At 69.8% G+C, this 24,665-nt stretch carries 20 protein-coding genes, 1 tRNA gene, 1 pseudogene and 1 riboswitch; of the genes and pseudogenes, 15 read left to right on the forward strand and 7 right to left on the reverse strand.

Features of this window, described 5'->3' with window-relative positions; genetic code table 11:
• Positions 1-20 precede the first annotated feature (20 nt).
• From FK529_RS01470 to FK529_RS01490, 5 genes are read left to right on the forward strand one after another with little or no spacing between them, the layout of a single operon-like run.
• On the forward strand, positions 21-2,300 hold the full coding sequence (locus FK529_RS01470; RefSeq protein WP_146558899.1) for an acyl-CoA dehydrogenase family protein: 2,280 nt from the start codon (positions 21-23) through the stop codon (positions 2,298-2,300).
• The gene (locus FK529_RS01475; RefSeq protein ID WP_205124345.1) at positions 2,297-3,316 is read left to right on the forward strand and encodes a bifunctional MaoC family dehydratase N-terminal/OB-fold nucleic acid binding domain-containing protein; all 1,020 of its coding nucleotides are present in this window, start codon (positions 2,297-2,299) and stop codon (positions 3,314-3,316) included. The genes FK529_RS01470 and FK529_RS01475 overlap by 4 nt, the downstream gene beginning before the upstream one ends.
• On the forward strand, positions 3,313-3,729 hold the full coding sequence (locus FK529_RS01480; RefSeq protein ID WP_146558901.1) for a MaoC family dehydratase: 417 nt from the start codon (positions 3,313-3,315) through the stop codon (positions 3,727-3,729). The genes FK529_RS01475 and FK529_RS01480 overlap by 4 nt, the downstream gene beginning before the upstream one ends.
• The gene (locus FK529_RS01485; protein WP_146558903.1) at positions 3,726-4,898 is read left to right on the forward strand and encodes a lipid-transfer protein; all 1,173 of its coding nucleotides are present in this window, start codon (positions 3,726-3,728) and stop codon (positions 4,896-4,898) included. The genes FK529_RS01480 and FK529_RS01485 overlap by 4 nt, the downstream gene beginning before the upstream one ends.
• 3 nt (positions 4,899-4,901) lie before the next feature.
• Positions 4,902-5,528 (forward strand): PaaI family thioesterase, encoded by a 627-nt coding sequence (locus FK529_RS01490; protein ID WP_146558905.1) that lies wholly within the window; start codon positions 4,902-4,904, stop codon positions 5,526-5,528.
• Between the two features lie 66 nt (positions 5,529-5,594).
• On the opposite strand, the gene FK529_RS19920 is transcribed toward FK529_RS01490, so the two are convergent.
• Together FK529_RS19920 and FK529_RS01500 are read right to left on the reverse strand one after the other, a co-directional pair.
• Entirely contained in the window at positions 5,595-6,335 is a 741-nt protein-coding gene (locus FK529_RS19920) for a hypothetical protein (protein ID WP_158635016.1), read from the reverse strand.
• Between the two features lie 162 nt (positions 6,336-6,497).
• Positions 6,498-6,980, reverse strand: coding sequence for an SgcJ/EcaC family oxidoreductase (locus FK529_RS01500; RefSeq protein ID WP_146558907.1), 483 nt, complete (start codon positions 6,978-6,980; stop codon positions 6,498-6,500).
• A gap of 274 nt (positions 6,981-7,254) precedes the next feature.
• Here FK529_RS01500 and FK529_RS01505 point away from each other — a divergent pair, with 274 nt between their 5' ends.
• The 5 genes from FK529_RS01505 (at position 7,255) to FK529_RS01525 (ending at position 10,202) form a co-directional block, all read left to right on the forward strand.
• On the forward strand, positions 7,255-8,175 hold the full coding sequence (locus FK529_RS01505; RefSeq protein WP_146558909.1) for an SPFH domain-containing protein: 921 nt from the start codon (positions 7,255-7,257) through the stop codon (positions 8,173-8,175).
• Positions 8,175-8,450, forward strand: a complete 276-nt coding sequence (locus FK529_RS01510) for a type II toxin-antitoxin system antitoxin (RefSeq protein WP_146558911.1) — start codon at positions 8,175-8,177, stop codon at positions 8,448-8,450. The genes FK529_RS01505 and FK529_RS01510 overlap by 1 nt, the downstream gene beginning before the upstream one ends.
• Positions 8,451-8,514: 64 nt before the next feature.
• Positions 8,515-9,507, forward strand: a complete 993-nt coding sequence (locus FK529_RS01515; RefSeq protein WP_146558913.1) for an ABC transporter substrate-binding protein — start codon at positions 8,515-8,517, stop codon at positions 9,505-9,507.
• A gap of 48 nt (positions 9,508-9,555) precedes the next feature.
• Entirely contained in the window at positions 9,556-10,056 is a 501-nt protein-coding gene (locus FK529_RS01520) for a DinB family protein (protein ID WP_146558915.1), read from the forward strand.
• Between the two features lie 70 nt (positions 10,057-10,126).
• Positions 10,127-10,202: transfer RNA gene (locus FK529_RS01525), tRNA-Thr, on the forward strand.
• 217 nt (positions 10,203-10,419) lie between these two features.
• On the opposite strand, the gene FK529_RS01530 is transcribed toward FK529_RS01525, so the two are convergent.
• Entirely contained in the window at positions 10,420-10,827 is a 408-nt protein-coding gene (locus FK529_RS01530) for a MarR family winged helix-turn-helix transcriptional regulator (protein ID WP_146558917.1), read from the reverse strand.
• Between the two features lie 106 nt (positions 10,828-10,933).
• Here FK529_RS01530 and FK529_RS01540 point away from each other — a divergent pair.
• Positions 10,934-12,302 (forward strand): annotated as a pseudogene (locus tag FK529_RS01540) (MFS transporter).
• A 41-nt stretch (positions 12,303-12,343) separates the two neighbouring features.
• On the opposite strand, the gene FK529_RS01545 reads toward FK529_RS01540, so the two are convergent.
• Both FK529_RS01545 and FK529_RS01550 read right to left on the reverse strand, forming a co-directional pair.
• Positions 12,344-13,207: a bifunctional 5,10-methylenetetrahydrofolate dehydrogenase/5,10-methenyltetrahydrofolate cyclohydrolase gene (locus FK529_RS01545; protein WP_146558921.1), complete on the reverse strand. Its 864-nt coding sequence runs from the start codon at positions 13,205-13,207 to the stop codon at positions 12,344-12,346.
• A 17-nt stretch (positions 13,208-13,224) separates the two neighbouring features.
• Positions 13,225-13,306, reverse strand: a riboswitch (ZMP/ZTP riboswitch).
• A 22-nt stretch (positions 13,307-13,328) separates the two neighbouring features.
• Positions 13,329-14,285 (reverse strand): arsenic resistance protein, encoded by a 957-nt coding sequence (locus FK529_RS01550; protein ID WP_146559511.1) that lies wholly within the window; start codon positions 14,283-14,285, stop codon positions 13,329-13,331.
• 51 nt (positions 14,286-14,336) lie between these two features.
• On the opposite strand from FK529_RS01550, the gene FK529_RS01555 reads away from it, so the two are divergent.
• The 3 genes from FK529_RS01555 (at position 14,337) to FK529_RS20240 (ending at position 18,886) form a co-directional block, all read left to right on the forward strand.
• On the forward strand, positions 14,337-15,572 hold the full coding sequence (locus tag FK529_RS01555) for a PucR family transcriptional regulator (RefSeq protein WP_146558923.1): 1,236 nt from the start codon (positions 14,337-14,339) through the stop codon (positions 15,570-15,572).
• Positions 15,573-15,690: 118 nt separating this feature from the next.
• Entirely contained in the window at positions 15,691-17,184 is a 1,494-nt protein-coding gene (locus tag FK529_RS01560) for a flavin-containing monooxygenase (protein ID WP_146558925.1), read from the forward strand.
• Positions 17,185-17,266: 82 nt separating this feature from the next.
• Positions 17,267-18,886: a serine/threonine-protein kinase gene (locus tag FK529_RS20240; RefSeq protein ID WP_193559647.1), complete on the forward strand. Its 1,620-nt coding sequence runs from the start codon at positions 17,267-17,269 to the stop codon at positions 18,884-18,886.
• Between the two features lie 17 nt (positions 18,887-18,903).
• Here the strand turns inward: FK529_RS20240 and FK529_RS01570 are convergent, their stop codons facing one another.
• A complete protein-coding gene (locus FK529_RS01570; RefSeq protein WP_146558927.1) occupies positions 18,904-20,124 on the reverse strand; it encodes a DNA polymerase III subunit delta' in 1,221 nt (406 codons plus the stop codon).
• A 52-nt stretch (positions 20,125-20,176) separates the two neighbouring features.
• On the opposite strand from FK529_RS01570, the gene FK529_RS01575 reads away from it, so the two are divergent.
• Positions 20,177-21,706 carry an adenylate/guanylate cyclase domain-containing protein gene (locus FK529_RS01575; RefSeq protein ID WP_231702867.1) on the forward strand — a complete coding sequence of 510 codons (1,530 nt, stop codon included), beginning with the start codon at positions 20,177-20,179 and terminating at the stop codon, positions 21,704-21,706.
• Here FK529_RS01575 and topA read toward each other — a convergent pair whose 3' ends face one another.
• Positions 21,707-24,661 carry a type I DNA topoisomerase gene (gene topA, locus FK529_RS01580; protein ID WP_146558929.1) on the reverse strand — a complete coding sequence of 985 codons (2,955 nt, stop codon included), beginning with the start codon at positions 24,659-24,661 and terminating at the stop codon, positions 21,707-21,709.
• Between the last annotated feature and the right edge of the window lie 4 nt (positions 24,662-24,665).

A 24,665-nucleotide genomic window follows, 5' to 3' on the forward strand; every position in this document is an offset into this window, starting at 1 on the left:
TATCGAGATCAGGAGTGCGCGTGGACTTCCGTCCGGACGAGAACCAGGTGGCCGTCGCCGGCCTCGCCGCCGACGTGCTCGGCCACGCCGCCGCGCGCGATACCCGAGGTGCCGACGGCGAGGACGGCTGGCGCGCGACGTGGGCGGATCTCGCCCGCGCCGACCTCCTCGGCCTCTCGGCCCCCGAGAGCCTCGGCGGCGCCGGGCTCGGCGCAGAGGAGGTGGCCGCGCTACTCACAGAGGCCGGCCGGCTCGCGATCGCCGCCCCCGTGCTGCCCGCGCTCGCCCTGGGGATCCTGCCCGTCGCGACGCACGGCACACCCGGGCAGCGCGAGCAGTTGCTGCCCTCCGCCCTGACCGGCGACGAGCTGATCGTGGGCGCACTCAACGAGGCCGGAGACGCCGTGCCCGTGGCCCCGTCCACCCGCGCGGTGCGGACCGCGAGCGGTTGGTCGCTGACCGGCCGGAAGGTGGCCGTCGGCTACGCGCAGCACGCTGCGCACCTGCTGGTCAGCGCAGCCACCGACGACGGTGCCGCCGTCTTCGTGGTGCCCGCCGCCGCAGCGGGGGTCACCGTCGCCCCCAGCCCGACGTCGACGGGGGCGCCGGAAGGCACCGTCGAACTGGCGGGCGTCGAGGTGCCGGCCGACGCCGTGCTGGGCGACTCCACCGACGGGACCGTCGCGCAGTTCGTGCGGGAGTGCGGCCTGGCGGGTGCGGCGGCCGTCGCCGACGGTGCGCTCGCCGGTGCCCTGGCGCTCACCGTCGACCACCTGCGCAAGCGTGAGCAGTTCGGGCGGCCGCTGGGCGCCTTCCAGGCGGTGGCGCAGCAGATCGCCGACGTCTACATCGCCTCTCGCACGCTGCACCTGGCCGCCCTCTCCGCGACCTGGCGCGTGGGCACGGGCTCCCCCGCCGACGAGGCCACCGCGCTGGCCGCGCACTGGCTGGCCGCGGAGGCACCATCGGCGGTACGGACCTGCCATCACCTGCACGGCGGTATCGGCGTGGACGCGACGTACCCGCTGCACCGGTTCTACTCCACGATCAAGGACCTGGCCCGGTTCGTGGGCGGTGTCCCGCAGACCGTGCGTGCATTGGCGACCGCGCACCGCGACGACACGACGAGCGCGGACGAGGCCGGCCGGTTCCTCGCGCTGAACGGCGCGCAGCGCGCGCTGCAGGCCGAGCTGCGGGCCTACTTCTCCACTCTGATGACGCCGGAGGAGCGCACCGCGATGCTGGTGCAGCGGCACGGCGAGGTCTTCCGGGACGTCGTCCTGCGTATGGGCAGCGACGACCGACTCGGCGTGGGATGGCCCGCCGAGTTCGGCGGCAAGGGCTTCGGACCGATCGAGCAGTACCTGTTCGTCAACGAGGCCTCCCGCGCCGACGTGCAACTGCCCTCGGTGACGCTGCAGACCGTGGGGCCGACGCTGCAGGCCTACGGCACGGACGAGCAGAAGGCGAAGTTCCTGCCGAAGATCCTCTCGGGCGAGGTGCACTTCGCGATCGGCTACACCGAGCCCGACGCAGGCACCGATCTCGCCTCGCTACGCACCACGGCGGTCCGCGACGGCGACCACTACGTGGTGAACGGCCAGAAGATCTTCACCACCGGCGGCCACGACGCCGACTACGTGTGGCTAGCCGTCCGCACCGACCCCGACGCACCCAAGCACAAGGGCATCTCGATCCTGATCCTCGACACCAAGGACCCGGGCTACAGCTGGACGCCGATCATCACCGCCGACGGCGCGCACCACGTGAACGCCACCTACTACAACGACGTCCGAGTGCCGGTCGACATGCTCGTCGGGGTGGAGAACGAGGGGTGGAAGCTGATCACGACCCAGCTCAACCACGAGCGGGTCATGCTCGGCCCGTCGGGCCGGATCGGCGCGCTGTACGACCGCGTACACGCCTGGGCGAGCGAGCAGAAGCTACTCGGCGAGCCCGACGTCGTCGAGGCGCTCGCCCGGGTGCGCGCGGCGGAACTCATCAACGAGCTGCTCAACTGGCAGGTCGCCGCCGCGGAGGCGGGCGGGCCCGTCGACGTGGCGGACGCCTCCGCCACCAAGGTCTTCGGCTCCGACCGGATCCAGGGCCTGACCGCGCTGCTCGAGGAGACCGTCGGAACCCACGGCGACCCGGCGGAGTCCTCGACGGCGGAGGTGCTGCAGTGGCTCGATGTGCAGGCCAAGCGCAACCTGGTACTCACCTTCGGCGGCGGGGTCAACGAGATCCAGCGCGAACTCATCGCCCTCATGGGCCTGCAGCTGCCGCGGGTGCCCCGGTGACCGCCTCGGGCGCGGGCCCGGAGACGACGGACGCGGAGACGACGGCGGCCGTGCTTGCCGCGGCGGAGCGGATCCGCGCGCTCGGTGATTCCGCGCCGCGCGCGGGGCGGGACCCGGTGAACCAGCCGATGATCAACAACTGGACCGAGGCCATCGGCGACACCAACCCGCTCTACTCCGACGCCGCGTTCGCGGAGCAGTCGGTTTTCGGCGGGCCCGTGGCGCCGCCCGCGATGGCGCAGGTGTGGTCGATGCGCGGCCTGCACGGTGCGCGCGCGGGCGACGACCCGCTGGGCCTCATGACCGAAGCTCTCGACGAGCTGGGCTTCACCTCCGTCGTCGCCACCAATTCGGACCAGACCTACCACCGGCACTTGCGGCCGGGTGAGGAGATCACCGCGTCATCGCGGCTCGAGGACGTAGTGGGGCCCAAGAAGACCGCCCTCGGCGAGGGGTGGTTCTTCACCACGCGCACGCTGTGGCGCGTGGGCGACGAGGTGGTGGCGGAGATGGTCTTCCGCATCCTCAAGTTCCGTCCCCCCGCCGCGGAACAGCCCGCTGCCCCCGACGCCGTCGTACCCGATGCCGGGCCGAGCGGCCGCATCGTGGACGCGTCCGCCTACGCCGGCGGCGTGCTGCGGCCGGTGATCTCGCGCGACACCGCCTTCTACTGGGAGGGCGCGAAGGTCGGCGAGCTGCGGATCCAGCGCTGGGGCGAGACGCTCCGGCACCCGCCGGGACCGATGGACCCGGGCGGCGACCTGGGCCTCGTCCCCGACTACGTGGTCTCCCCCGGCACCGGCACCGTCTTCAGCTTCGTGGTGCACCACCACCCCAAGGTCCCCGGCAAGCGCCTGCCCTTCGTCGTGGCACTGGTGGAGCTCGACGAGGGCGTGCGCGTGCTCGGCGAGCTGATCGACGTGGACCCCGCGACCGTCGAGATCGGCATGCCCGTCCGTAGTGTGTTTCTCCGGGTCGATGACGACCTGACCCTGCCCGCCTGGGAGGTTCGATGACGTACCCCACCACGCTGCGTTCCGCGGCGGTCACCGTCGGCACCGCCCTGCCGCCCATGACCGTCCACGCGAGCACGACCTTCGTGGCGACCACTGCCATCGCGACCCGCGACTTCCAGGACGTGCATCACGACCGCGACGCGGCACACACGCGGGGCAGCAAGGACATCTTCGTCAACATCCTCACCGACAACGGCCTGGTCCAGAAGTACGTGACCGACTGGGCGGGCCCGGAGGCCTTCGTGCGCACCATCTCCATCCGGCTCGGCGCGCCCTGCTACGCCGGCGACACCCTGCACTTCTCGGGCGCGGTCACCGCGGTCGAGGGGGACGCCGTCACCATCGCCGTGACCGCGAAGGGCGGCCTGGGCGAACACATCTCGGGCACCGCGACCGTGGTGCTGCCGGCATGAGCGGGCTGAGCGGAAAGGCCGCGATCGCCGGGATCGGCGCCACCGAGTTCTCCAAGGACTCCGGGCGCAGCGAGTTGCGCCTGGCCGTGGAGTGCGTCCGGGCGGCGCTGGACGATGCCGGCCTCACTCCGCAGGACGTCGACGGGCTGGTGACCTTCACCATGGACACCAACTCGGAGATCGCGGTGGCCCGCGAGCTGCGGATCCCCGAGCTGAAGTTCTTCAGCCGCATCAACTTCGGAGGCGGCGCCGCGGCGGCGACCGTGCAGCAAGCGGCGATGGCCGTCGCGACCGGCGTCGCCGACGTGGTGGTGGCCTACCGCGCCTTCAACGAGCGGTCCGGCCACCGATTCGGGCAGGTCTCGAACGCCGCTGCGCAACAGGTGAACACGAACGGCATCGACAACGCCTTCCACTACCCCGCCGGTATCGCCACTCCGGCGGCCACCGTCGCGATGGCTGCGCGCCGGTACCTGCATGACTTCGGCGCCACCAGCGAGGACTTCGGCCGCGTCGCCGTGCTCGACCGCGCGCGGGCCGCGACCAATCCGAAGGCGTGGTTCTTCGGCAAGCCGATCACGCTCGAGGAGCACCAGGCGTCGCGGTTCGTCGCCGAGCCGCTGCACCTACTGGACTGCTGTCAGGAGTCGGACGGCGGGGTGGCGCTGGTGATCACGAGCGTCGAGCGCGCCCGCGACCTGAAGGCGACGCCCGCGGTGATCGCCGCCGCGGCCCAGGGCAGCGGTCCCGACCAGTACGTGATGACCAGCTACTACCGCGACGGGCTCACCGGCCTGCCGGAAATGGGCGTCGTCGGCGGGCAGCTGTGGGCGCAGGCGGGGATGGCACCGTCGGACATGGACCTGGCCGTGCTCTACGACCACTTCACCCCCTACGTGCTCATGCAGCTCGAGGAGCTCGGCTTCTGCGGGCGGGGCGAGGCACCAGCCTTCCTGGCGGTCGGGACCTGCGAGCTCGACGGGGCCCTGCCGCTCAACCCGCACGGCGGACAGCTGGGCGAGGCGTACATCCACGGGATGAACGGCATCGCCGAGGCGGTGCGGCAGCTTCGTGGGACGGCGGCCAACCAGATCCCGGACGCCGAGCGGGCCGTGGTCACTGCCGGGACCGGGGTTCCGACCAGCGGATTGATACTGAGTAAAGTCTGATGAATGAATGACTCGGATCCGGACAAGCTGGACCTGCGGAGCGAGATTCCGCGATTCCGGGAGGCCACACCCCCGCCCTCGTTCGGCGAGTTCGTCGAGAACATGCGTCGCCTGCAGGACCTTGCGGTGTGCGTCGACGCCCCCGAGGAGGTGTACGCCGCCGCACGCGACAGGGCCGCCGAGCTCGTCGAGTTGCTCGCGCCCCATGCTGCCGGCGAGGGCAAGGGGCCTGCGAACCGCAGCATGTCGCTGCCCGGGCGCGGCAGTCTGCTGATCCCTCCCTTCTACGTCGAGAAGTTCGACGCGGACTCCGTCGTCTCCCGCGGCATGCTGCGGCGCTACCACCTGGGCGGCGGCGGCGTCGCGCACGGCGGCGTGCTCCCGCTGATCTTCGACGACAACTTCGGCAACGTCGTCTACGCGGCGAAGCGGCCCATCAGCCGCACCGCCTACCTGCACGTCAACTACCGCAAGGTGACGCCGCTGGACGTGCCGCTCGTCATCGAGGGCAAGGTCGACCGTGTGGACGGGCGGAAGACGTTCGTCACCGCCCGCCTCACCGACGCGGACGGCACATTGCTCGCCGACGGCGAGGGCCTCATGGTGCAGCTTCTGCCCGGCCAGCCCTGACCTGCGGCCCCGACACGACGAAACGGCGCGGACCTTCGGGTCCGCGCCGTTCCGCGTGGGAGCTCGCTACTTACCGGACAGGGCGGCATCCATGCCGCGCACGTCGCTGATCTTCCAGTCCTGTTTGGTATCGATCGTCAGCGTGTAGGTGGCCGTCGACGGGATGCCCTCGGGGCGCTGCGTGCTCTTGGTGATCATGTTCACGAAGACGTTGAGCGTGATCAGGCCGTCCTTGTTGTCCGCGACGATGGTGCCGAGGGGGGTCGCGGTGGATTGCCACTGGAGCGGTACGACGACCTGCTCGAACTGCGTGGAGGCCTCGCGGAGCTGGTTCGCGAGCTCGTCCGTGGTGCCGGCGGTGAGCGCGGTGCGCCACGCGGCGAGGTTCTGGTAGTCGATGGTCGCAGCGCCGATCGCGTACTTCTTCGCGATGTCCTCGGCGCGCGCGTTGGTCTCCTGCGCCGCGGTGGCGGCGGCGAGCTGGTCCCGCGCGTCGTCGCGGCCGGACGCCGCCGACTGCCAGAGGAAGCCGAAGGCGGTGGCGGCCACCGCGAGCAGTACCACCACGGCCGAGAGGACCAACATGAGCGGCGTGACGACGATGCCGCGGCTCGCGGCCTGGTTCTCGGTCTTCTCCGCCGCCGGGCGTGTCTGCGTCGCCTTCGCCGCGGGCTTCCGAGCCTTCGCGGTGGTGATCTCGGTCGTGGTCTCGGTGGCCGCGGACTCGTCCGCGCCGGTGCCGGACTCCGTGACGGCCTCGTCGGTCGCGTCCGTCGCGTCGTCGATCTCGGGCTGTGATGCCGCCATGGTGCTACCCCTCTCGCGCAGCGTCGCCGGAAAAGCCCAGGTAGGACAACTCGACGCTCACGGTCTCGTGGGCAGAACTGTAACACGTTCCATTTTTTGGCGGGAGCGGTTCGCGCACGATTGCCCGTGCGGCACGCCACCGCAGGGGGCGCGGAGCGAAGGCTACCCGGCGCGCCGGTGCTGCGCCGCCGGATCGTCGAAGACAGCCGTGGACTGGGCGGCCGCGATGCGCCACACACCGTCATCCTTGGACAGGACGTACAGCGGCGCGGCGTCGGGGACCGCGGGGTGCGGCGCACCGTCGGGACCGAGGGGCCGCACGCGGACGCTGACCGCGGCGACGTCGGGGCGGATGAACAGGACCCGCTCCACGATGTAATCGGCGGCGCCGCGCGCCATCGAGCCGTTCACCGTGCGCGCGAGGAAGGCGTCGATCGCGGCGCGGCCGTGCAGGCGCCGGCCGTGCGCCGTGGTCCAGACGGCGTCGTCGCGGAACAGGGAACGCACGCGTGGAACGCTGCCGGCGCGCTGCGCCTCGAGCACCTCGACGACGAAGTCCACGATCGCCGAGGCGTCGGCGGGCGCGCCGTCGCCGAGGATGTCCGGAAGGTCGCGGGAGGGATCGCGCGCGAGGTCGTCAGCCATGCTTCCAGGCTCGCGTATCAACCCCGGTTCAGGTCAAGCCTTCGGTTCAGCGCGATTCGATCGGAAGACGATCGGAATGGCGGTAGTACAGCTCGTTGACCAGGCGCAACAGCAGTAGCACGCCCATCACGATCAGCAGGAAGGTCATGGTTCGAAACGCTATTGCCGAGCCGTTCCGCCCGGAAGGGTCGTTGATGCGACCCTGACGCGTCCTTGACGTCGCAGCCGAAAAACTGATATCACTTAGATAAGTGATATCAGTTTAAGGAGGGTGATGACAGGCATCGTTCAACCCGAGGACACCCAGGTGGCCATCACGGAGCGGCCGGCGTGGCACGCCGGGGCCGGCGCCGCGGTCGCCGCGTTCTTCGGCTTCCTGGCGCTGGCCGCAGGTGCCGCCGGCCTGGTCGTGCTGGCGATCTCGACGAAGACACCCGCCCTGATCGCGGTGAGCGTACTGCTCGTCATCGCAGCGCTGCTGCTCATCAGCATGGTCGTGGTCGTCGCGCCCGGCCACACTCTCGTGGTGCAACTCTTCGGCCGGTACGTCGGCACCGTGCGCAGCCAGGGACTCGGCCTCGTGCTGCCGCTGACCACCCGGCAGCGGGTCTCGGTGCGCGTGCACAACTTCGAGACCGCCGAGCTCAAGGTCAACGACTTCACGGGCAACCCCGTGAACATCGCGTCGATCATCGTGTGGCAGGTCGCGGACACCGCGCGGGCCACGTTCGCGGTGGAGGACTACGAGGAGTTCATCGTCTCGCAGGCGGAGTCCGCGCTCCGGCACGTGACCACGAGCCACCCGTACGACGCCGACGACGCGGTCGCCGGCGCGACGTCGCTGCGCGGATCCACCGACCAGGTGGCCGCGGAGCTGGCCGAGCAGGTCGCCGCCCGCGTCGAGCTGGCCGGCCTGGAGATCCTCGAGGCCCGCATCTCGTCGCTGGCCTACGCCCCCGAGATCGCCCAGGCGATGCTGCAGCGGCAGCAGGCCTCGGCGCTGCTCGCGGCGCGGGAGAAGATCGTCGAGGGCGCGGTGGGCATCGTCGAGAACGCGCTCACGCGGCTCGAGGACAACGGCACCGTCGAGCTCGACGACGACCGGCGCGCGGCGATGGTCTCGAACCTGCTGGTGGTCCTGTGCTCCGACAGCCGCACCACGCCCGTCGTGAACACGGGGAGCCTGTACAGCTAGTGGGCTCGACCGACTCCTCCGAGCGCCCTGCCGCGGACGACCGACCGGAGCGGGGCCGCAAGGCGGTCCCGCTCCGGATCGACCCCGAGGTGTACCGGGCTCTGGCGAAATGGGCCGCGGACGATCTACGCAGCGTCAACGCGCAGATCGAGGTCCTGCTGCGCCGGGCGCTCGACGATGCCGGGCGGATGCCACGGAAAGCGCAGCCGATGCGCGGCCCCGGGCGGCCGCCTGCAAACCCTGACCAGCGCTCATCACCGTTGCCCGAGGAGTAAGGCGAGCGTAACCTTCCTTCCCGATCCTCGTGAAGCACGCGGGGAGGAAGGAAGCCCGGAACCCATGAAGCTCTCCCTGGCGCGCGTGACGCTCGCCGCGCTCACGATCGGCGCGCTCACGGCGTGCGGCAGCGGCGCACCGTCGGACACGACGGCCAGCAGCAGCGCCGCCGGCGGCGCGTTCCCGCGGACCGTCGAGCACGCGATGGGCAGCACGACCATCCCGAGCCAGCCGCAGCGCGTCGCCGCGCTGGACGCCTCCTTCACCGACGCGACGCTCATGCTCGACACCCAGGTGGTCGCGTTCACCGAGTACAACACCTTGGGCGACAAGCTCCCTGACTACCTCGGGGCGTCCGCGACGAACTACGGCGCCCAGGCGCAGAGCGTCGGCAAGCTAGCGGCCCCGTCGCTGGAGAAGATCGTCGCGGTGAAGCCCGACCTCATCGTGAGCGCCAAGGTGCGGCACGCCAAGGAGTACGCGCAGCTCACCGGCATCGCGCCGACGGTCTTCAGCGAAACCACCGGGCCGACGTGGAAGGACAACATCCGCCTGCTCGCGAAGGCCCTCGGCAAGGAGAGCCTGGCCGAGCAGCGCCTGTCCGAGTACGAGGCGCAGGCACGTCGCGTCGGTGACGCCGTGAAGGCCAAGTCCGGACCCGACACCACCATCTCGGTGGTCCGCTTCCTCGACGGTCCCACGCGCATGTACGGGAAGAAATCCTTCTCCGGCATCGTGCTCCAGGACGCCGGCCTCGCGCGGCCGGCCTCGCAGAACATCGACGAGTTCATGACCGAGATCAGCGCCGAGCGCATCCCCTCGGCCGACGGCACGAAGATCTTCGTGACGACCAACGGCGGCAAGGGCGTCGATTCGCTCACCACCTACCGGCAGAACCCGCTGTGGGCGCCGCTCGAACCGCGGACCGTGGAGGTCAAGGACGCCGAATGGATGAGCGCCGTGAGCGTGCAGGGCGCGTACCACATCCTCGCGGACCTCGCGAAGGCCTTCGACGTGCCCGGCCCCGTGATTCCGTCCTGGATCTCGGGGAAGTAGGTCGACGCTGCCGGGTCGGCCGGCCCTGCGGGCGATAGATTCCACGGCATGACCCAGCCCACGATCGAGCCGAGCACGCTCGAAGCACCGATAGCGGAACAGTTCGAGATCTTCCTCGACGAGCACCGCGCCAGGCTCGCTGCGACGCTCGACGGACTCACCGAGGAAGAGGCGCGGGTCTCGCTCGTGCCGTCGCGCACGACGCTCCTCGGCCTGGTGAAGCACGGCGTGTTCGTCGAGAAGGTGTGGTTCGACTCCGCACTCCGCGGCCGGTCGCGCGCCGAGATCGGCATCCCCGAGACCCCGGACGAGTCGTTCGTCCTCGTCGACGCCGACGACATCGCCTCGGTGCGCGCCACCTACGCCGAGGCGTGCGCCGCATCGCGCCGGGCGACCGCGGGCCTCGCCCTCAACCATGTCCTCCCCGGACACCGGCTCGGCCCCCTCCCCCTCCGATGGGCCTACCTCCACGTCCTGCGCGAGCTGGCACAACACCTCGGGCACGCAGACATCCTGCGGGAGCAGGTGCTGGCGAGACGGCCCAGTTGAGCGGTGCATTTGGTGGTCGACGGGGCGGTCAGTACACTTGGTCCTCGGTCCGGCGTTCGCGTGGGACCACGCTGCCTTAGCTCAGTCGGTAGAGCGCTTCACTCGTAATGAAAAGGTCGCGAGTTCGATTCTCGCAGGCAGCTCCATCAGGCCAGGTCAGAATAGCTTTCTGACCTGGCCTCAGCCGTGTCCGGCCCCTCCAAGGGACGGATACGGGTCGAAATCTCGTCGGGACGCCGTGGAGTCCGGAACCACGCCATCCCGACCGACGTAGATTCGGATTCGGTCACCTCGCTGCACGGCTCGTCGACGTACTGCCTGCCCGAAGCTGGCCGAGGTGATGCGACGACCGCACCACGCAGGTCAGGAGGTCGCCTTCCGGAGCAGTTCGCCTAGCGCACGCTGCTCAACCTCGGACAGGGCGTCGATCGGGGCGTCCCGGAGCAAGGCGTCGAGAACATTGCGGCGACACCCGAGGCCTGCGTCGGTGAGTGCAAGAAGCTTTGCACGGCGGTCCGAAGGGTGCGGCTGACGCTCGACGAGGCCCTGAGCTTCCATACGGTCGACAACGTAGCCAGCATTGGACGCCTCACAGCACATGCGTTCGGCGAGTTCCTTCAGCGTGATCGGCCCCGACAACTCCCGGAGTGCAACCGCTTGCGACGCAGTGATTCCGAGTTCGTCGGCCACACCCCTGACGTGCGCATCCATCTGCTGGTTCATGCGAGCCAGCAGACGACAGAGCTCCACATTCTTCTCTGCAGGCTTCATGGTCACATCATACCTCGCGACACTTTGAGTTGATGCAATCCGAGTTCGGTGTATATAGTCCTAACTCGGATCATTACAGTTCGAATAATTTCCGGGAGGCTCTCTCATGGTTGACCCGCAACGACGCGTCGCCACCTCGCCCCTGCTCCTGGCAGCCCTCGCAACAGCACAGTTGCTCATCGGCCTGGACTACAACATCGTGTTCGTAGCTTTGCCGGAGATCGCAGACCTGGGCTTTTCGGGGGAGACACTCCAGTGGGTTGTCAGTGCCTACGCGATCATGTTCGGCGGATTCCTGCTGCTGTGCGGCAAGATGACAGACGCGCTAGGACGAAGGAGGATGTTCCTTGCCGGACTGGCTCTGTTCGCGCTCGGTTCGATCCTGGGCGCGTTCGCCACTTCGGAGTGGATGCTCGTCGTCGGCCGGGGCATTCAGGGTCTCGGCGGCGCCGCCCTCGCCCCGTCGACGTTGGCACTCCTCAGCGCCGGTTTCGCCGAAGGAGCGGCACGCAACAAGGCGCTCGGCAGCTGCAGGGTCATCCGGCATGGTCCTCGGATCCATCCTCGGCGGAGTACTCACCGACGCGTTGGGATGGCGGTCGGTGTTCGCGATCAACCTCCCGATCGTGCTCGTCATCATCCTGTTGACCCTGCGCGCCGTGCCGGCCGACGACAGCCGTCCAATCCTCGATCGCATCGACATTCCAGGCGCCGTCCTGACTACCGCCACCGCCATCCTCATCGTCATGGGCTTCACGTTCGCCGCAGAGAATGGCTGGAACTCACCGACGACTCTGACTGCCCTCGGCTCCGGCATCGTCAGCGCAGCGGCGCTTCTGTTCGTGGAGGGACGCACCCGAGACCCGCTGCTCGACATTCACCGCTTCCGCAACCGACACCTGGCTACAGGTACCGCCTCAACGTTCCTATTCATGGCCAGCTTTGGAGCTACCGCGTACTTCCTGACCCTGTATTTCCAGCAGACGCGTTCACTAAGCCCAATTGTCACCGGCCTCGCTTTCGTGATTCCCTGCATCGGTGTACTTCTCGGCACCACCGTCGGAGCGCGACTAGCAACCAGCGCAGGCCTGCGCGCCGCGATGACGACCGGCCAAACCATTGGACTGATCGGCGTCGCCGCGTTCGCAATCATCGTCGACACCAGGACGGACTGGGGGATCGTCCTCGCGCTGGCCGCCGTCTTCAGTATCGGCCAGGGCATCGTGTTCACCACTATGTTCGCCACCGCCACGACAAACACCCCTGACACCGAGCAAGGGACCGCCAGCGGCATCGCGACCGCCGGCCAGCAACTCGGGGGCGCAATCGGACTCGCAGTACTCGTGAACATCACCGCGGCCACTAGCGGGCCTGCGCTCACGACGGCCATGACCGCAATCGCTGCCATCATCGGCCTGGGACTCGCCATCGGGCTATTCATCCCTCGACCCCCGTCTCAGGTCACAGCCCGATGAGACCGCTACGACCCCCGATCAGACAAGGCCGAGAAAGTCCGTCAACGATGCTCAGCCGCGCCCGCCTGGGCGGAGGCGGCGTCGACGGTCTGTGCGAGTAGAACTGCGATCGTCATCGGCCCTACTCCTCCTGGAACAGGCGTGATCATCGACGCCCGATTTGCCACGCTCTCGAAATCGACATCGCCGACGTTACCCACGTTGTAGCCCGCATCCACGACGATCACGCCGTCCTCGAGTGCGTCGCCTCGGATGAGAAGCGGGCGACCGGCGGCGGCGATGACCACGTCCGCGGTAGCCAGATGAACGTCCAGGTCACGGGTCCGTGAGTGACATACCGTCACCGTCGCGCCGCGGCCCAACAGGAGCGCAGCCATCGGTTTGCCGAGAATCGCGCTGCGCCCCACCACCACAGCGTTCTTGCCTGCAAGGTCGACTTCATGGTGATCGAGCAGTCGGATGATGCCCCCTGGCGTGCAGGAGCGGAAGCCTGGATGCCCCAGCGCCATCGCTGCGAAGGAGGCTGAGGTCACCCCGTCGACATCCTTGGCAGGAGCGATCGCGTCGAAGACTGCTCGTTCGTCGACACCAGTTCCCATTGGATGCTGCACCAGAATGCCGTGCACCTCGGGATCGTTCGACAGACCGCCGATTGTGTCAACCAGCTCGCTCGTCGTTGTTCCTCCCGGAAGTCCGACGTGTCGAGCGCCGAGACCGAGCTGTTCACACTTTCGGGTCTTCATCCGCACGTACGTCACCGACGCGGGATCGTCGCCCACGAGGACTGTAGCGAGCGTCGGGCGAACACCCTCCTGCGCGCACAGTCGCGCCGCTCGCTCAGCGGTATCAGCGTTGGTGCGGGCGGCAAGCTCGATACCGCGCATCAATATAGGGGAACGGGACATGTGACCTCCTGGTGCAACTCATATGCCCAGGCGCACGGCCGAACGGTGAGGCCGTTCCACGGTGGTGCTCCACCTTCCGCGCCAGTCACGACCTGATCGTCACGATACCGCGAACTGCGGCTCAGCGGATCAGCCGCGGGATCAGGCGGACGAACAGCACCATCACCACGAGCTCAACGAGGGTCTGGGTGACCACCACGAGCGGCGCCAGCTCGTACTCCATCGGGAGGGCGAGGACAAGCGGAAGGATCACCAGCGAGTTCCGCGTGACGCCGCTGAACACCACACTCCGACGGCTCGGCACGTCCAACCGGGCGAGCCGGCCCGCGGCGGCGCCGATCGGCGTCATCACCGCCGCGAACAGCACATAGACCGGGATCGTGAGCAGCAGCGACGAGAGCTGGTCACGCACGCCCGCGATCTGCGACGCCACCACGACGGCCAGCGTCAGCACCATGATCGGCACCATCGCGCCGACCACCCCGTCGGCGAGCACGGCACCCCACCGAGTCCGGGCCGCCGCCCACTGCGTCACCCCCGCGAGCAGCAGCGGCACCGCGATCACCCACGCGAAGGCCGCGAGGAACGGCCCGTAGTCGATGGTCCGCACCACGTCCGCCCCGACGAACACCCACAGGTACAGCGGCAGCATCGCCATTTGCACCAGCATGAGCAGGGGCGCGGCGGCGAGCAGCCGGTCCTTCGCACCGCCGGCGAGGCCGCTGAACACGATCACGTAGTCGACGCACGGCGTGAGCAGCACGAACAGGACGCCCACGAGCAGGACCCGGTCGTGCGCGACGATCCGCGACAGCAGCAGCACCACGACCGGCACCGCCACGAAGTTCACCGCCAGCACCGTGACCACGAAGCGCACATCCCGCAGCGCCTCGCCCATCCGCGCGAACGGGATCCCCAGGAAGGTGGCGTACAGCAGCAGCGCGAGCACCGGGTTGATGACGGCCTCGGCGGGGCCCGCCACCGTCGGGACCCCGAGCCCGAGCACGGCCCCAAGCCCCAGCCCGGCCAAGTACAGCGGGACCTGCCGGGCCTCCGCCCAGTCGGCCGCCGACCGCATTCCCGTCACGCGCACACCTTAGTTCGCACCGCGGTCAGTAAGGTTCCAGCCATGGGTGCGCCGACGGAGCAGAGCTGGCCCGAGCCCTCGGACCGGGTGAAGGACCTGATCAGGCGCGCCGCGGAGTTCGCGAGCGACCCCCCTGAGGAGTGGGTGACCGAGCTGCAGGACGCCACGCTGACGGGCATCATCCTCGCTCCGATCGCTGCGGACCCGACGCTCGCCGCCCTGGTCCGCACCTCCGACACCGCCGTCATGCTGCACTGGGCCGCGCATAACGTCACGCACCCGGGCCGACGGGTGCCGCCGAACATCGACTCCGCGGACGCCCTCGCCGTCGCGCGCGACCTCGTCCGACGGGGCCTCGAGCTGCATGGCATCGACACCTACCGCAAGGGCCTCAACGCCGCCTGGACGCTGTGGATGAACGTCTGCTTCGAGCTGACCGACGACCCCGCCGAACTGCGCGAACTCCTCGCAGTGACGTGGGCGTCGATGTCGACCTACGTCGACGACACCATCGACGCCTTCACCCTCCGCATGGCCGGCGAACGTGAGCAGCTGACCACCGGGACGAACGCGGACCGTCTGGCGGCGGTCTCGCTGATCCTCGAGGGCGCGCCGATCCCCCGGGCCCGTGCCGAACAGCAGCTCGGCTACCGGCTGACCGGGCCGCACACCGCCGCGGTCATCTGGACCACCGGCGCTGTCGGCGACCTCGACGCCGCCGCCCACGCGCTGGCCCGGCACGCCGGTACCCCGCGGCCACTGACCGTCGTCGCCAGCGCGTCGGCACTGTGGCTGTGGCTGCCGGGCACCGTCGTGCTCGATTCCGGGGACCTGGCCCGCGAACTCGCCGACCACCCCGAGGTGCGCGTCGCCATCGGGCGGCCGGGCGCGGACCTCGACGGGTTCCGGCGCAGCCACCTCGACGCGGGCACCGCACAACGCCTGATGACGCGCCTGCGCACCCGCCGGCGGGTGGCGCGGTACGACGACATCGCGCTGATCTCGCTGGTCACCAGCGACACCGGGAAGGCCGACGAGTTCGTCCGCGACACCCTGGGCGACCTACTGACCGCCGATCAGGAGACCCGCCAGACCGTCGCGGCGTACGTCGAGGAGCAGTTCAACACCTCGCGTACCGCCGAGCGCCTGTACACCCACCGCAACACCGTGATCCGACGGCTGGCCAGGGCCGACGAGCTGCTGCCCCGCCCGCTCGCGGACAACCCGACCGGGGTGGCCGTGGCGCTCGACGTGCTGCGCTGGCTCGGGGACGCGTGACGATCTGCACCAGAACGGGCGGCAACCAGGTGCACTCTGCGCTGGCCGCGAGGGCCCACCGAGCGAGAGAGTAAAGCATCGGTTCTACCACTGAACCCTTGGACCAGGAGAAACACGCATGACGAGCACCACACCCGAGCACCTCGACATCATCATCGTCGGTGCCGGCATTTCCGGTATCGGCGCCGGCCACTACGTCACCACGGCGCTGCCCGGGAAGACCTTCACGATCCTCGAGGGGCGCGCGACCTTCGGCGGCACGTGGGACCTGTTCAAGTACCCCGGCATCCGCTCGGACTCCGACCTGCACACCTTCGGCTACGAGTTCAAGCCGTGGGAGTCCAAGGACTCCATCGCCGACGCCCAGAAGATCATCGACTACCTCCAGGAGACGATGGTCGAGAACGACCTCGTCGACAAGGTGCGCTACGACCACCGGGTGGTCTCCGCGGACTGGTCGAGCGAGGACGGCCGGTGGACCGTGCAGGTCGACCACGCCGGCGAGCGCATCACCCTCACCGCGAACTGGCTCCTCTTCGGCAGCGGCTACTACGACTACGAGCAGGGCTTCACGCCCGAGTTCGCGGGCCGGGAGACCTTCGCCGGGCAGATCATCCACCCGCAGTTCTGGCCCGAGGACCTGGACTACAGCGGGAAGAAGGTCGTCGTGATCGGCTCCGGCGCGACCGCGGTGACCCTGGTCCCGTCGCTGTTGACCAGCGACAAGCCCGCCGCGCACGTCACCATGCTGCAGCGCACGCCGACGTACATCATGCCGGTGCCCAAGCAGGACCCGCTGACGATCCTGGGCCACCGGCTCCTCGGCCACAAGAGGGGCCACGAGCTCGCCCGCAAGCGCTTCATCTGGCAGCAGCGCGGCGTGTACGTCTTCGCCCAGCGCTTCCCGGGCCTCGCCCGCAAGATCATCCGCACCGTCAACGCCAAGGCCCTGCCGAAGGACTTCCCCGTCGACGTGCACTTCAATCCGCCGTACAACCCGTGGGACCAGCGCCTCTGCGCCGTCCCCGATGGCGACCTGTTCAAGGCCATCCGGTCCGGCAAGGCGGACGTCGCGACGGACAAGATCGCGACCTTCGACGCCACCGGCATCGAACTCGCGAGCGGCGAGCACCTCGACGCCGACATCATCGTCACCGCGACCGGCCTCAAGCTCAAGCTGCTCGGCGGCGTGACCCTGTCGGTCGACGGCCGGGACGTGGACCTGCCGAACTCCGTCATCCACCGCGGCGCGATGCTCTCCGGCGTCCCGAACGCCGCCCTGGCCATCGGCTACACGAACTCGTCGTGGACGCTCAAGGTCGGCATGCTGTGGACGTACATCACCAAGCTGATCGCGACCATGGACGCGCAGGGCGTGGACACCGCGGTCGCGGTCGCCGATCCCGACATGGAGACCCGCCCCGCCCTCGACTTCGAGGCCGGCTACGTCACGCGCGCCCTGCACGAGCTTCCCCGCCAGGGCGTGGCCGACGACTGGCGCATGTCCATGAGCTATTTCGAGGACGCCAAGCGCCTGAGCAGCGAGCTCTCCTTCGGCGAGGAGTCCGGCCTGCGCCTGAGCTCCAGCAAGCAGGCGAAAGTCACCGTCTGACCTGCAACGATCGCCGCGCCCGCCCGTCTACCGCTACCGTTGACTCGGTGCGGCCGACGGGCGGTCGCGGTTGAAGGAGCGGATGATCGAGCAGCAGATCGCGGGCTACCGGGTGGTCCGCAAGCTCGGCGGTGGCGGCATGGGCGAGGTCTACCTCGTCCAGCATCCGCGCCTACCCCGGCAGGACGCGTTGAAGCTGCTGCACACCTCCGTCAGCAGCAATCCGCAGTACAAGGCCCGGTTCGACCGCGAAGCCTACGTACTCGCGCAGCTCAATCACCGCAACATCATCCACCTCTACGACCGCGGCGAGGTCGACGGACGGCTCTGGATCACGATGGAGTACGTCGCCGGACCGGACACGGCGCGCATCGTCGCCGAGCGCGGCCCGATGCCGCTGTCGCTCGCGATCGACATCGCCGACGGTGCCGGGACCGCCCTCGACTACGCCTACCGGCACGCGAACATCACCCACCGCGACGTCAAGCCCGCCAACATCCTCGTCGCCTTCGACTCCGACGGTGCGCCGCAGGTCAAGCTCGCCGACTTCGGCATCGCCAAGGCCGCCGGCGACGCGGTGGGCGTCACGTCGACCGGCATCACCGTCGGGACCATGGCGTACATGTCGCCGGAGGCCTTCGACAACAAGATCCTCGACAACCGGGCCGACCTCTACTCGCTCGGCTGCACCGTCTTCGAGCTGCTCACGGGCGAGCCGCCCTTCCCGGGCGACTCCCCCGCGGCCGTCATCTCCGCGCACCTGAACCAGCCCGCGCCGAAGATCACCGCGCGCAACCCGTCGCTCCCCGGTCACCTCGACGCGGTCTTCCGCACGGCCCTCGCGAAGCGGCCCGAGGACCGGTACGCGACCTGCGCGGATTTCGTCGCCGGACTGCGCGGAGAGGCACCGTCATCGCTGCCGGCCGGCACGGCCCAGCAGCCCGTGTACCCGGGCGAGCACACGGGCGCCCACGCCGGTCCCGGCACCGCGACCTACCCGGGGCCGCCGACGGGGCAGTACGTCCCGACCGGCGAGTACCCCGGCCCGCACACCGCGGCCCGTCCGGCACCCACCCGCGCGGAGCATCTCCCCGCCTCGGCGCGGCAGGAGGCTCCGGCCGCGCCCGCGCCGGAGAAGCCGCGCAGGCGGGGCCGGGCCGTGGCCGCGCTCGCCGCCGTCGTGATCGTCGCCCTGGCCGCAATCGTCGTCTACCTGATCACGCCGTCGGTCGGCGGCCTGGGCGGGTCGAGTGGCGGTTCGACGGTGACCGCCTCCTCTGTCCAGCAGGTGTACTTCCAGGGCGGTGCGGAGGCATCGAAGTCGGCGGAGAACGTGCTCACCGGGGACAAGCCGTCCTGGCGCACGGACTACTACAAGTCCGGCCCCGGCTTCGGTGGCCTCAAGCAGGGCACGGGGCTACTCATCACGCTCGACAAGGCCACGAAGATCACCTCGGGCACCATCACGTCACCGAGCTCCGGCTCGACGGTCGAGATCCGGATCGCCGATTCCGCGTCGCCCGGTTCCGTCGACGCCACGACGAAGGTCTGGGGCGGCACGCTGGGCAACGGCGCAACGGCCTTCTCGGCCGAGGGAGCACCGTCGTCGAAGTACGTGCTGGTGTGGATCACCGGGCTCGTCCAGGTCGGCAACGGTCAGTGGTCCACGACCCTCGAGCGCGTGCAGCTCAACGGCAGCTAGCTGCAAGCTGCTAGCTGCTAGCGACGGTGGTCGCGCAGTGCCGACGAGACGCCCGCCGCCATCGCGTCCAGCGCGACGACGGGCTTGACGTTGAGGTCGATCGCCTCGCGGCACTCCAGCACCGACTCGACGCAGCGCAGCAGCCCCTCCGGCCGGGCGTACCCGGCGAGGCGGCGGGTCTGCTCGGCCTCGTCGGGATGCATGAGCGTGACCTGCGCGCCCGCGCCCTGCACCAGGGCGTCCCGGAACAGCGCGGCGAGGTCGATGAGGGCCCGGTCGAGTGCGTCGCGCACCGCGCGGGTGCCGCGCGCCTTCTGCCGCTTCTCCAAGTCCTTGAGCTGCCCCGCGGAGCCGCGCATCACGCCCGCGGTGCCGCGGCCCACGCCGCCGGCCCCGAGCGCGGTCTTGAGGTCCTCGGTCTCCCGCTCGTTGAGGTCGGCGTTGAGTTCCTTCGCCGTGTTCTCCGCGTCGCGCAGCAGCTGCTCGACGACGCCGTAGACCCCCTCCGACGTGGCCGCCCGCGCCACGCCCAGCGCCTGCTTGCGCTGCTTCTGCGCCTCGGGGTCGGTGGCCAGGCGCTTGGCCCGCCCGACGTGGCCGCCCGAGACGCCCGCGGCCCAGGCGGCCCGCTCGGCGTCGATCCCGTCCTTCTCCAGCACCGCCGCGATCGCGGGCGCCGAGGGTGTGACGAGCGGCACGTACCGGCACCGGGATTTCAGGGTGACGGAGATGTCCTCCGGATCGACCGTGGGTGCGCACAGCAGCACGATCGTCTGCGCCGGCGGCTCCTCGACCATCTTCAGCAGGGCGTTGCCGGCCTGCTCCGTGAGCCGATCGGCGTCCTCGATGAGCACGATCTGCCAGTGCCCGACGGACGGCCGCCGCGACGCGTCTGCCACCACTTCACGCATCTGTTTGACGGCGATCGACAGACCGTCGGGAGCGATGGACCGCACGTCGGCGTGGGTGCCGGCCAGCACCGTCGTACAGGCGCGGCAGCGGCCGCACCCGGCCTCCTCGGCATCGTCGCACTGCAGTGCCGCGGCGAGCGCCCGGGCCGCGACGGACCGCCCCGAGCCGGGCGGACCCGTGAACAGCCAGGCGTGCGTCATCGACGAGCCCGCCAGATCGGCCACGGTGCCCCCGCTCGCGACGACCTCCCGCGCGGCGGCCGCGGCGGCCCGCAGGCCCACCACCACCGCTTCCTGGCCCACCAGGCGATCGAACACTGAGCTCACCCCCACACCCTAGCCCTCCCGTCCGACGGCGAGTGCAAGCTAAGTTGGAGCAGTGGCAGCAGCGAGGAGCGGACTCAGTCGTGCACTGCGACTGGCGCGGTGGCTCGCCAAGACCCCCTGGCCGATTTTCGCGCTGGACATCCTGCGGTCGAACATCCTGGGCGCGGTCTTCGTCTTCGGTTTCCTCCGGTTCGCGCTGCCCGTGCAGCAATCCGTGCAGCTCCAGGAGATCAGCGGCGTCAACCTGCTCGTCTTCATCACCTACCTCGTGGCGGCCAGCGTCCTCGGCATGCTGATCGGGCTGCGACTGGTGCTGCCCGTGCTGCGCTGGCACCGGCGCAGCGCCCCGTACGACCCCGACATCTCCCGTCGGGCCCTCGCCATTCCGCCGCGGATGGCGCTCATGCAGGCGATCTTCTGGCTCATCGGCGGCGCGATCTTCGTCGTCATCAACTACAACTCTCCCGGCGGCATCCGGGTGGTCGTGGCGGTGACGGTGCTGCTGGGCGCCATCACGACGTGCGCGCTCAGCTACATGCAGACGGAACGGGTGCTGCGGCCCATCACGGTCGCCGCGCTGGCTCAGGAGCCGCAGGGTTCCGCGGGCCTGTCCGTGACCACCCGCATCCTGCTCAGCTGGGTGCTGGGCACGGCCACGCCGATCTTCGGCATCATCATGGTCGTCATCTCGCAGGAGTCGGGCGTCATCGACCCGAACGCCCCGACGCTGGTCAATCCGGTGCTGCTGCTGTCGGTCGTCGCGCTCGGCGCGGGACTGCTCGGCACGGTGCGGGTGGCGAAGTCGATCGGCGACCCGATCCGCGACCTGTTCCAGGCGCAGCGCAAGGTCCGTGGCGGCGACTTCACCGCCTCCGTGAAGATCTACGACTCCAGCGAGCTGGGGCTGCTGCAGGCCGGCTTCAACGACATGGTGCACGACCTGGCCGAGCGGCAGCGGATGCGCGACATGTTCGGCCGGTACGTGGGGCAGGACGTCGCGCGCCAGGCCCTCGAGCACGGCACGCACCTGGGCGGCGAGATCAACGAGGTCAGCGTGCTGTTCGTCGACCTCGTGGGGTCGACGAAGATCGCGGTCACCGAGGAGCCCGCGGCGGTCGTGGACCTGCTCAACGACTTCTTCAAGGTGGTCGTCGACCTCGTCGATCTGCACGGCGGCTTCGTCAACAAGTTCCAGGGCGACGCGGCGCTGGCGATCTTCGGCGCCCCGTTGCCCCACCCGGACGCCGCGGGCGCCGCGCTGGCCGCGGCCCGGGAGATGCGGATCCAGCTCGGCGACGTGCTCGGCGGCACCGGCTTCGGTATCGGCGTCTCCGCCGGTCAGGTGGTGGCCGGGCACATAGGCGCGAAGGCGCGCTTCGAGTACACCGTGATCGGTGACCCGGTGAACGAGGCGGCGCGGATCACCGAGATCGCGAAGTCGGAGCCCTCGTCGCTGCTGGCGGCCGGGCGGGCCGTCGAGGCCGCGACGCCCGCCGAACAGGCCCTGTGGGTGCTCGGCGAGGCGATCGAGTTGCGCGGGCGCGGCCAGCTCACGCGGCTGGCGCGCCCCATCGACGACTGATCAGACGGTCTCGTCCGCGGGCGCCTCGACGGCCTTCGCGGGAGCCTTCTTCGCCGCCGTGGTCTTCTTCGCAACCGTCTTCTTCGCGGTGGTTTTCTTGGCCGCCGCCTTCTTGGCCGGTGCCTTCTTCGCCGCCGTCTTCTTGGCGGGCGCCTTCTTGGCCGCCGCCTTCTTCGTGGCCTTCTTCTTCACCGGGCCCCGCGCGCGGCGGTCCGCGAGCAGCTCGGAGGCGCGCTCGTCGGTGATGGTCGCGACCTCGTCGCCCTTGCGGAGCGAGGCGTTGGTCTCGCCGTCGGTGACGTACGGCCCGAACCGGCCGTCCTTGATCACCATCGCGGTGCCGGAGACCGGGTCGTTGCCCAGCTCGCGCAGCGGCGGCGCGGCGGCCGCACCGCGGCCCCGTCGCTTGGGCTCCGCGTACAGCTTGAGCGCCTCCTCGAGGGTCACCGTGAACATCTGCTCCTCGGTGGCCAGCGAGCGCGAGTCGGTGCCCTTCTTCAGGTACGGCCCGTAGCGGCCGTTCTGGGCGGTGATCTCCTCCTGGGACTCCGGATCGACGCCCACGACGCGCGGCAGCGACAGCAGGCGCAGCGCGTCCTCGAGGGTCACGGTCTCGATGTCCATGGTCTTGAGCAGCGAGCCGGTGCGCGGCTTCGGCGCGTCGGCCTTCTTCTTGCGGGTCTTCGGCTTCGCTGCCTCCGCGTCCAGGTCCTCGGCCTCGGAGTCCTTCTCGGGCTCTGGCAGGATCTCGGTGACGTAGGGGCCGAAGCGGCCCTCCTTGGCGACGATCTCGTTGCCGGTCGCGGGGTCGATACCCAGCGGGCGGCCGTCCTGCGGGGTCGCGAAGAGCTTCTCCGCGACCTCCTCAGTGAGCTCGTCGGGGGTCATCGCCGCCAGGATGTTGGCGCGCTGGACCTGCGGTTCCCCGGCACCGTCGGCGGGTGCGACGGTGCGCTCGAGGTACGGGCCGTAGCGGCCCACGCGCACGTAGACGACGTTGCCGTCGGGGTCGGTGTAGAGGGGGATCGAGTTGACCGCGCGGGCGTCGATCGCGTCCAGGTTCGCGGCGACGAGGTTCTTCAGGCCGGGGCTGTCGGGGCCCGGGCCGTCGGCGCCGGAGACCGCGGCGCCGTCACCGTCGGGCCCGCCGTCGCCGAAGTAGAACCGCGTGAGCCAGTCGACGCGGCCCTCCCGCCCGCCGGCGATCTCGTCGAGATCGTCCTCCATCGACGCGGTGAAGTTGTAGTCGACGAGGCCGCCGAAGTGGCCCTCGAGCAGGCCGATCACCGCGAAGGCCACCCACTGCGGGACGAGGGCGTTGCCCTTCTTCACGACGTAGCCGCGGTCCTGGATGGTCTTGATGATCGAGGCGTAGGTCGACGGTCGGCCGATGCCCAGCTCTTCGAGGGTCTTGACCAGCGAGGCCTCGGTGTACCGCGCGGGCGGGCTGGTCACGTGGTCGGCCGCGCTGAGCTCGGCCGCGGTGATCGCCTGGCCCTTGGTGAGCTGCGGGAGCCGCGACTCGGCGTCGTCGGCCTCGCCGCCGGCCTGGTCGTCGACGGTCTCCACGTAGGCGGAGAGGAAGCCGGGGAAGGTGATGGTGCGGCCCGAGGCGGCGAACTCGACGCTCTCGCCCGTCGAGGCGGCGCCGCCGATCCGCAGGCTCAGCGTCGTGCCCTTGACGTCGGCCATCTGCGAGGCGACGGTCCGCTGCCAGATCAGCTCGTACAGCCGGAACTCGTCGCTGCCCAGCACCGACGCGAGCGCGCCCGGGGTCTGGAAGGTCTCGCCCGCGGGCCGGATCGCCTCGTGCGCCTCCTGCGCGTTCTTGACCTTGCGGGTGTACTGCCGCGGCGTGGCGTGCACGAACTCGGGGCCGTACAGCTGCCGCGCCTGCTCGCGGGCCGCGGCGATGGCGGTCTCCGACAGCGTGGTCGAGTCGGTACGCATGTAGGTGATGTAGCCGCCCTCGTAGAGCCGCTGGGCGATCTGCATGGTGCGGTCGGTGTTGAACCGCAGCTTGCGGCTCGCCTCCTGCTGCAGGGTGGAGGTCATGAAGGGCGCGTAGGGCTTGCGCGTGTAGGGCTTCTCCTCGACGGAGGTCACCGTCAGGTTGGCACCCTGCAGGCCCTCGACCAGGGCGTTCGCCCGGGCGCCGTCGAGCACGGTGATGCCGGCCGGCTTCTTGAGCTGTCCCTGCGCGTCGAAGTCGCGGCCGGTGGCGACGCGATCGCCGTCGACGGTCACCAGGCGCGCGCCGAAGGTGCGCGGGGTCGCCTCGGCACCGGCGTCGAGCTGCGCGGCGATGTCCCAGTACCCGGCGGTGCGGAAGGCGATGCGCTCGCGCTCCCGGTCGACGATGATGCGCGTCGCCACCGACTGGACGCGACCGGCGGAAAGTCCCTGGTTGACCTTGCGCCACAGCACGGGGCTGACCTCGTAGCCGTAGAGGCGGTCGAGAATGCGCCGGGTCTCCTGCGCGTCGACGAGGTTCATGTCGATCTCGCGCGGCTCCTCCGCGGCGGCCTGGATCGCCTGCTGGGTGATCTCGTGGAAGACCATCCGCTTGACCGGGACCTTGGGCTTGAGCACCTCCTGCAGGTGCCACGCGATGGCCTCGCCCTCGCGGTCACCGTCCGTCGCGAGGTAGAGCTCGTCGGCCTGCTTGAGCAGGGACTTGAGCTCGGAGACGGTGGAGCGCTTGCTGGCGGAGGTGACGTAGTGGGCCTCGAACTCGTGGTCGACGTCGACACCGAGCCGCGCCCAGGGCTTGCCCTGGTCGGACTCGGGCAGCGGGTTGTCGCGGCTCGGCAGGTCGCGGATGTGTCCCATCGACGCGCGGACGGTGTAGTCCGGGCCGAGGAAGTCGCCGATCTTCTTGCCCTTGGCGGGGGACTCCACGATCACCAGACGGTGCAGACCGTCTCCGGCTGCTGCCTTCCCTCGTGCCGCCATCGAC

The sequence above is a fragment of the Tsukamurella asaccharolytica genome (assembly GCF_007858435.1).
GTDB lineage: Bacteria > Actinomycetota > Actinomycetes > Mycobacteriales > Mycobacteriaceae > Tsukamurella > Tsukamurella asaccharolytica.

Bases quoted from the DNA above. Each gene is read 5' to 3' on its own strand.
- FK529_RS01480 (WP_146558901.1), top strand. From the start codon at position 3,313: ATGACGTACCCCACCACGCTGCGTTCCGCGGCGGTCACCGTCGGCACC.
- FK529_RS01485 (WP_146558903.1), top strand. From the start codon at position 3,726: ATGAGCGGGCTGAGCGGAAAGGCCGCGATCGCCGGGATCGGCGCCACC.
- FK529_RS01490 (WP_146558905.1), top strand. From the start codon at position 4,902: ATGAATGACTCGGATCCGGACAAGCTGGACCTGCGGAGCGAGATTCCG.
- FK529_RS19920 (WP_158635016.1), bottom strand. From the start codon at position 6,335: ATGGCGGCATCACAGCCCGAGATCGACGACGCGACGGACGCGACCGAC.
- FK529_RS01500 (WP_146558907.1), bottom strand. From the start codon at position 6,980: ATGGCTGACGACCTCGCGCGCGATCCCTCCCGCGACCTTCCGGACATC.
- FK529_RS01505 (WP_146558909.1), top strand. From the start codon at position 7,255: ATGACAGGCATCGTTCAACCCGAGGACACCCAGGTGGCCATCACGGAG.
- FK529_RS01515 (WP_146558913.1), top strand. From the start codon at position 8,515: ATGAAGCTCTCCCTGGCGCGCGTGACGCTCGCCGCGCTCACGATCGGC.
- FK529_RS01520 (WP_146558915.1), top strand. From the start codon at position 9,556: ATGACCCAGCCCACGATCGAGCCGAGCACGCTCGAAGCACCGATAGCG.
- FK529_RS01530 (WP_146558917.1), bottom strand. From the start codon at position 10,827: ATGAAGCCTGCAGAGAAGAATGTGGAGCTCTGTCGTCTGCTGGCTCGC.
- FK529_RS01545 (WP_146558921.1), bottom strand. From the start codon at position 13,207: ATGTCCCGTTCCCCTATATTGATGCGCGGTATCGAGCTTGCCGCCCGC.
- FK529_RS01550 (WP_146559511.1), bottom strand. From the start codon at position 14,285: ATGCGGTCGGCGGCCGACTGGGCGGAGGCCCGGCAGGTCCCGCTGTAC.
- FK529_RS01555 (WP_146558923.1), top strand. From the start codon at position 14,337: ATGGGTGCGCCGACGGAGCAGAGCTGGCCCGAGCCCTCGGACCGGGTG.
- FK529_RS01560 (WP_146558925.1), top strand. From the start codon at position 15,691: ATGACGAGCACCACACCCGAGCACCTCGACATCATCATCGTCGGTGCC.
- FK529_RS20240 (WP_193559647.1), top strand. From the start codon at position 17,267: ATGATCGAGCAGCAGATCGCGGGCTACCGGGTGGTCCGCAAGCTCGGC.
- topA (WP_146558929.1), bottom strand. From the start codon at position 24,661: ATGGCGGCACGAGGGAAGGCAGCAGCCGGAGACGGTCTGCACCGTCTG.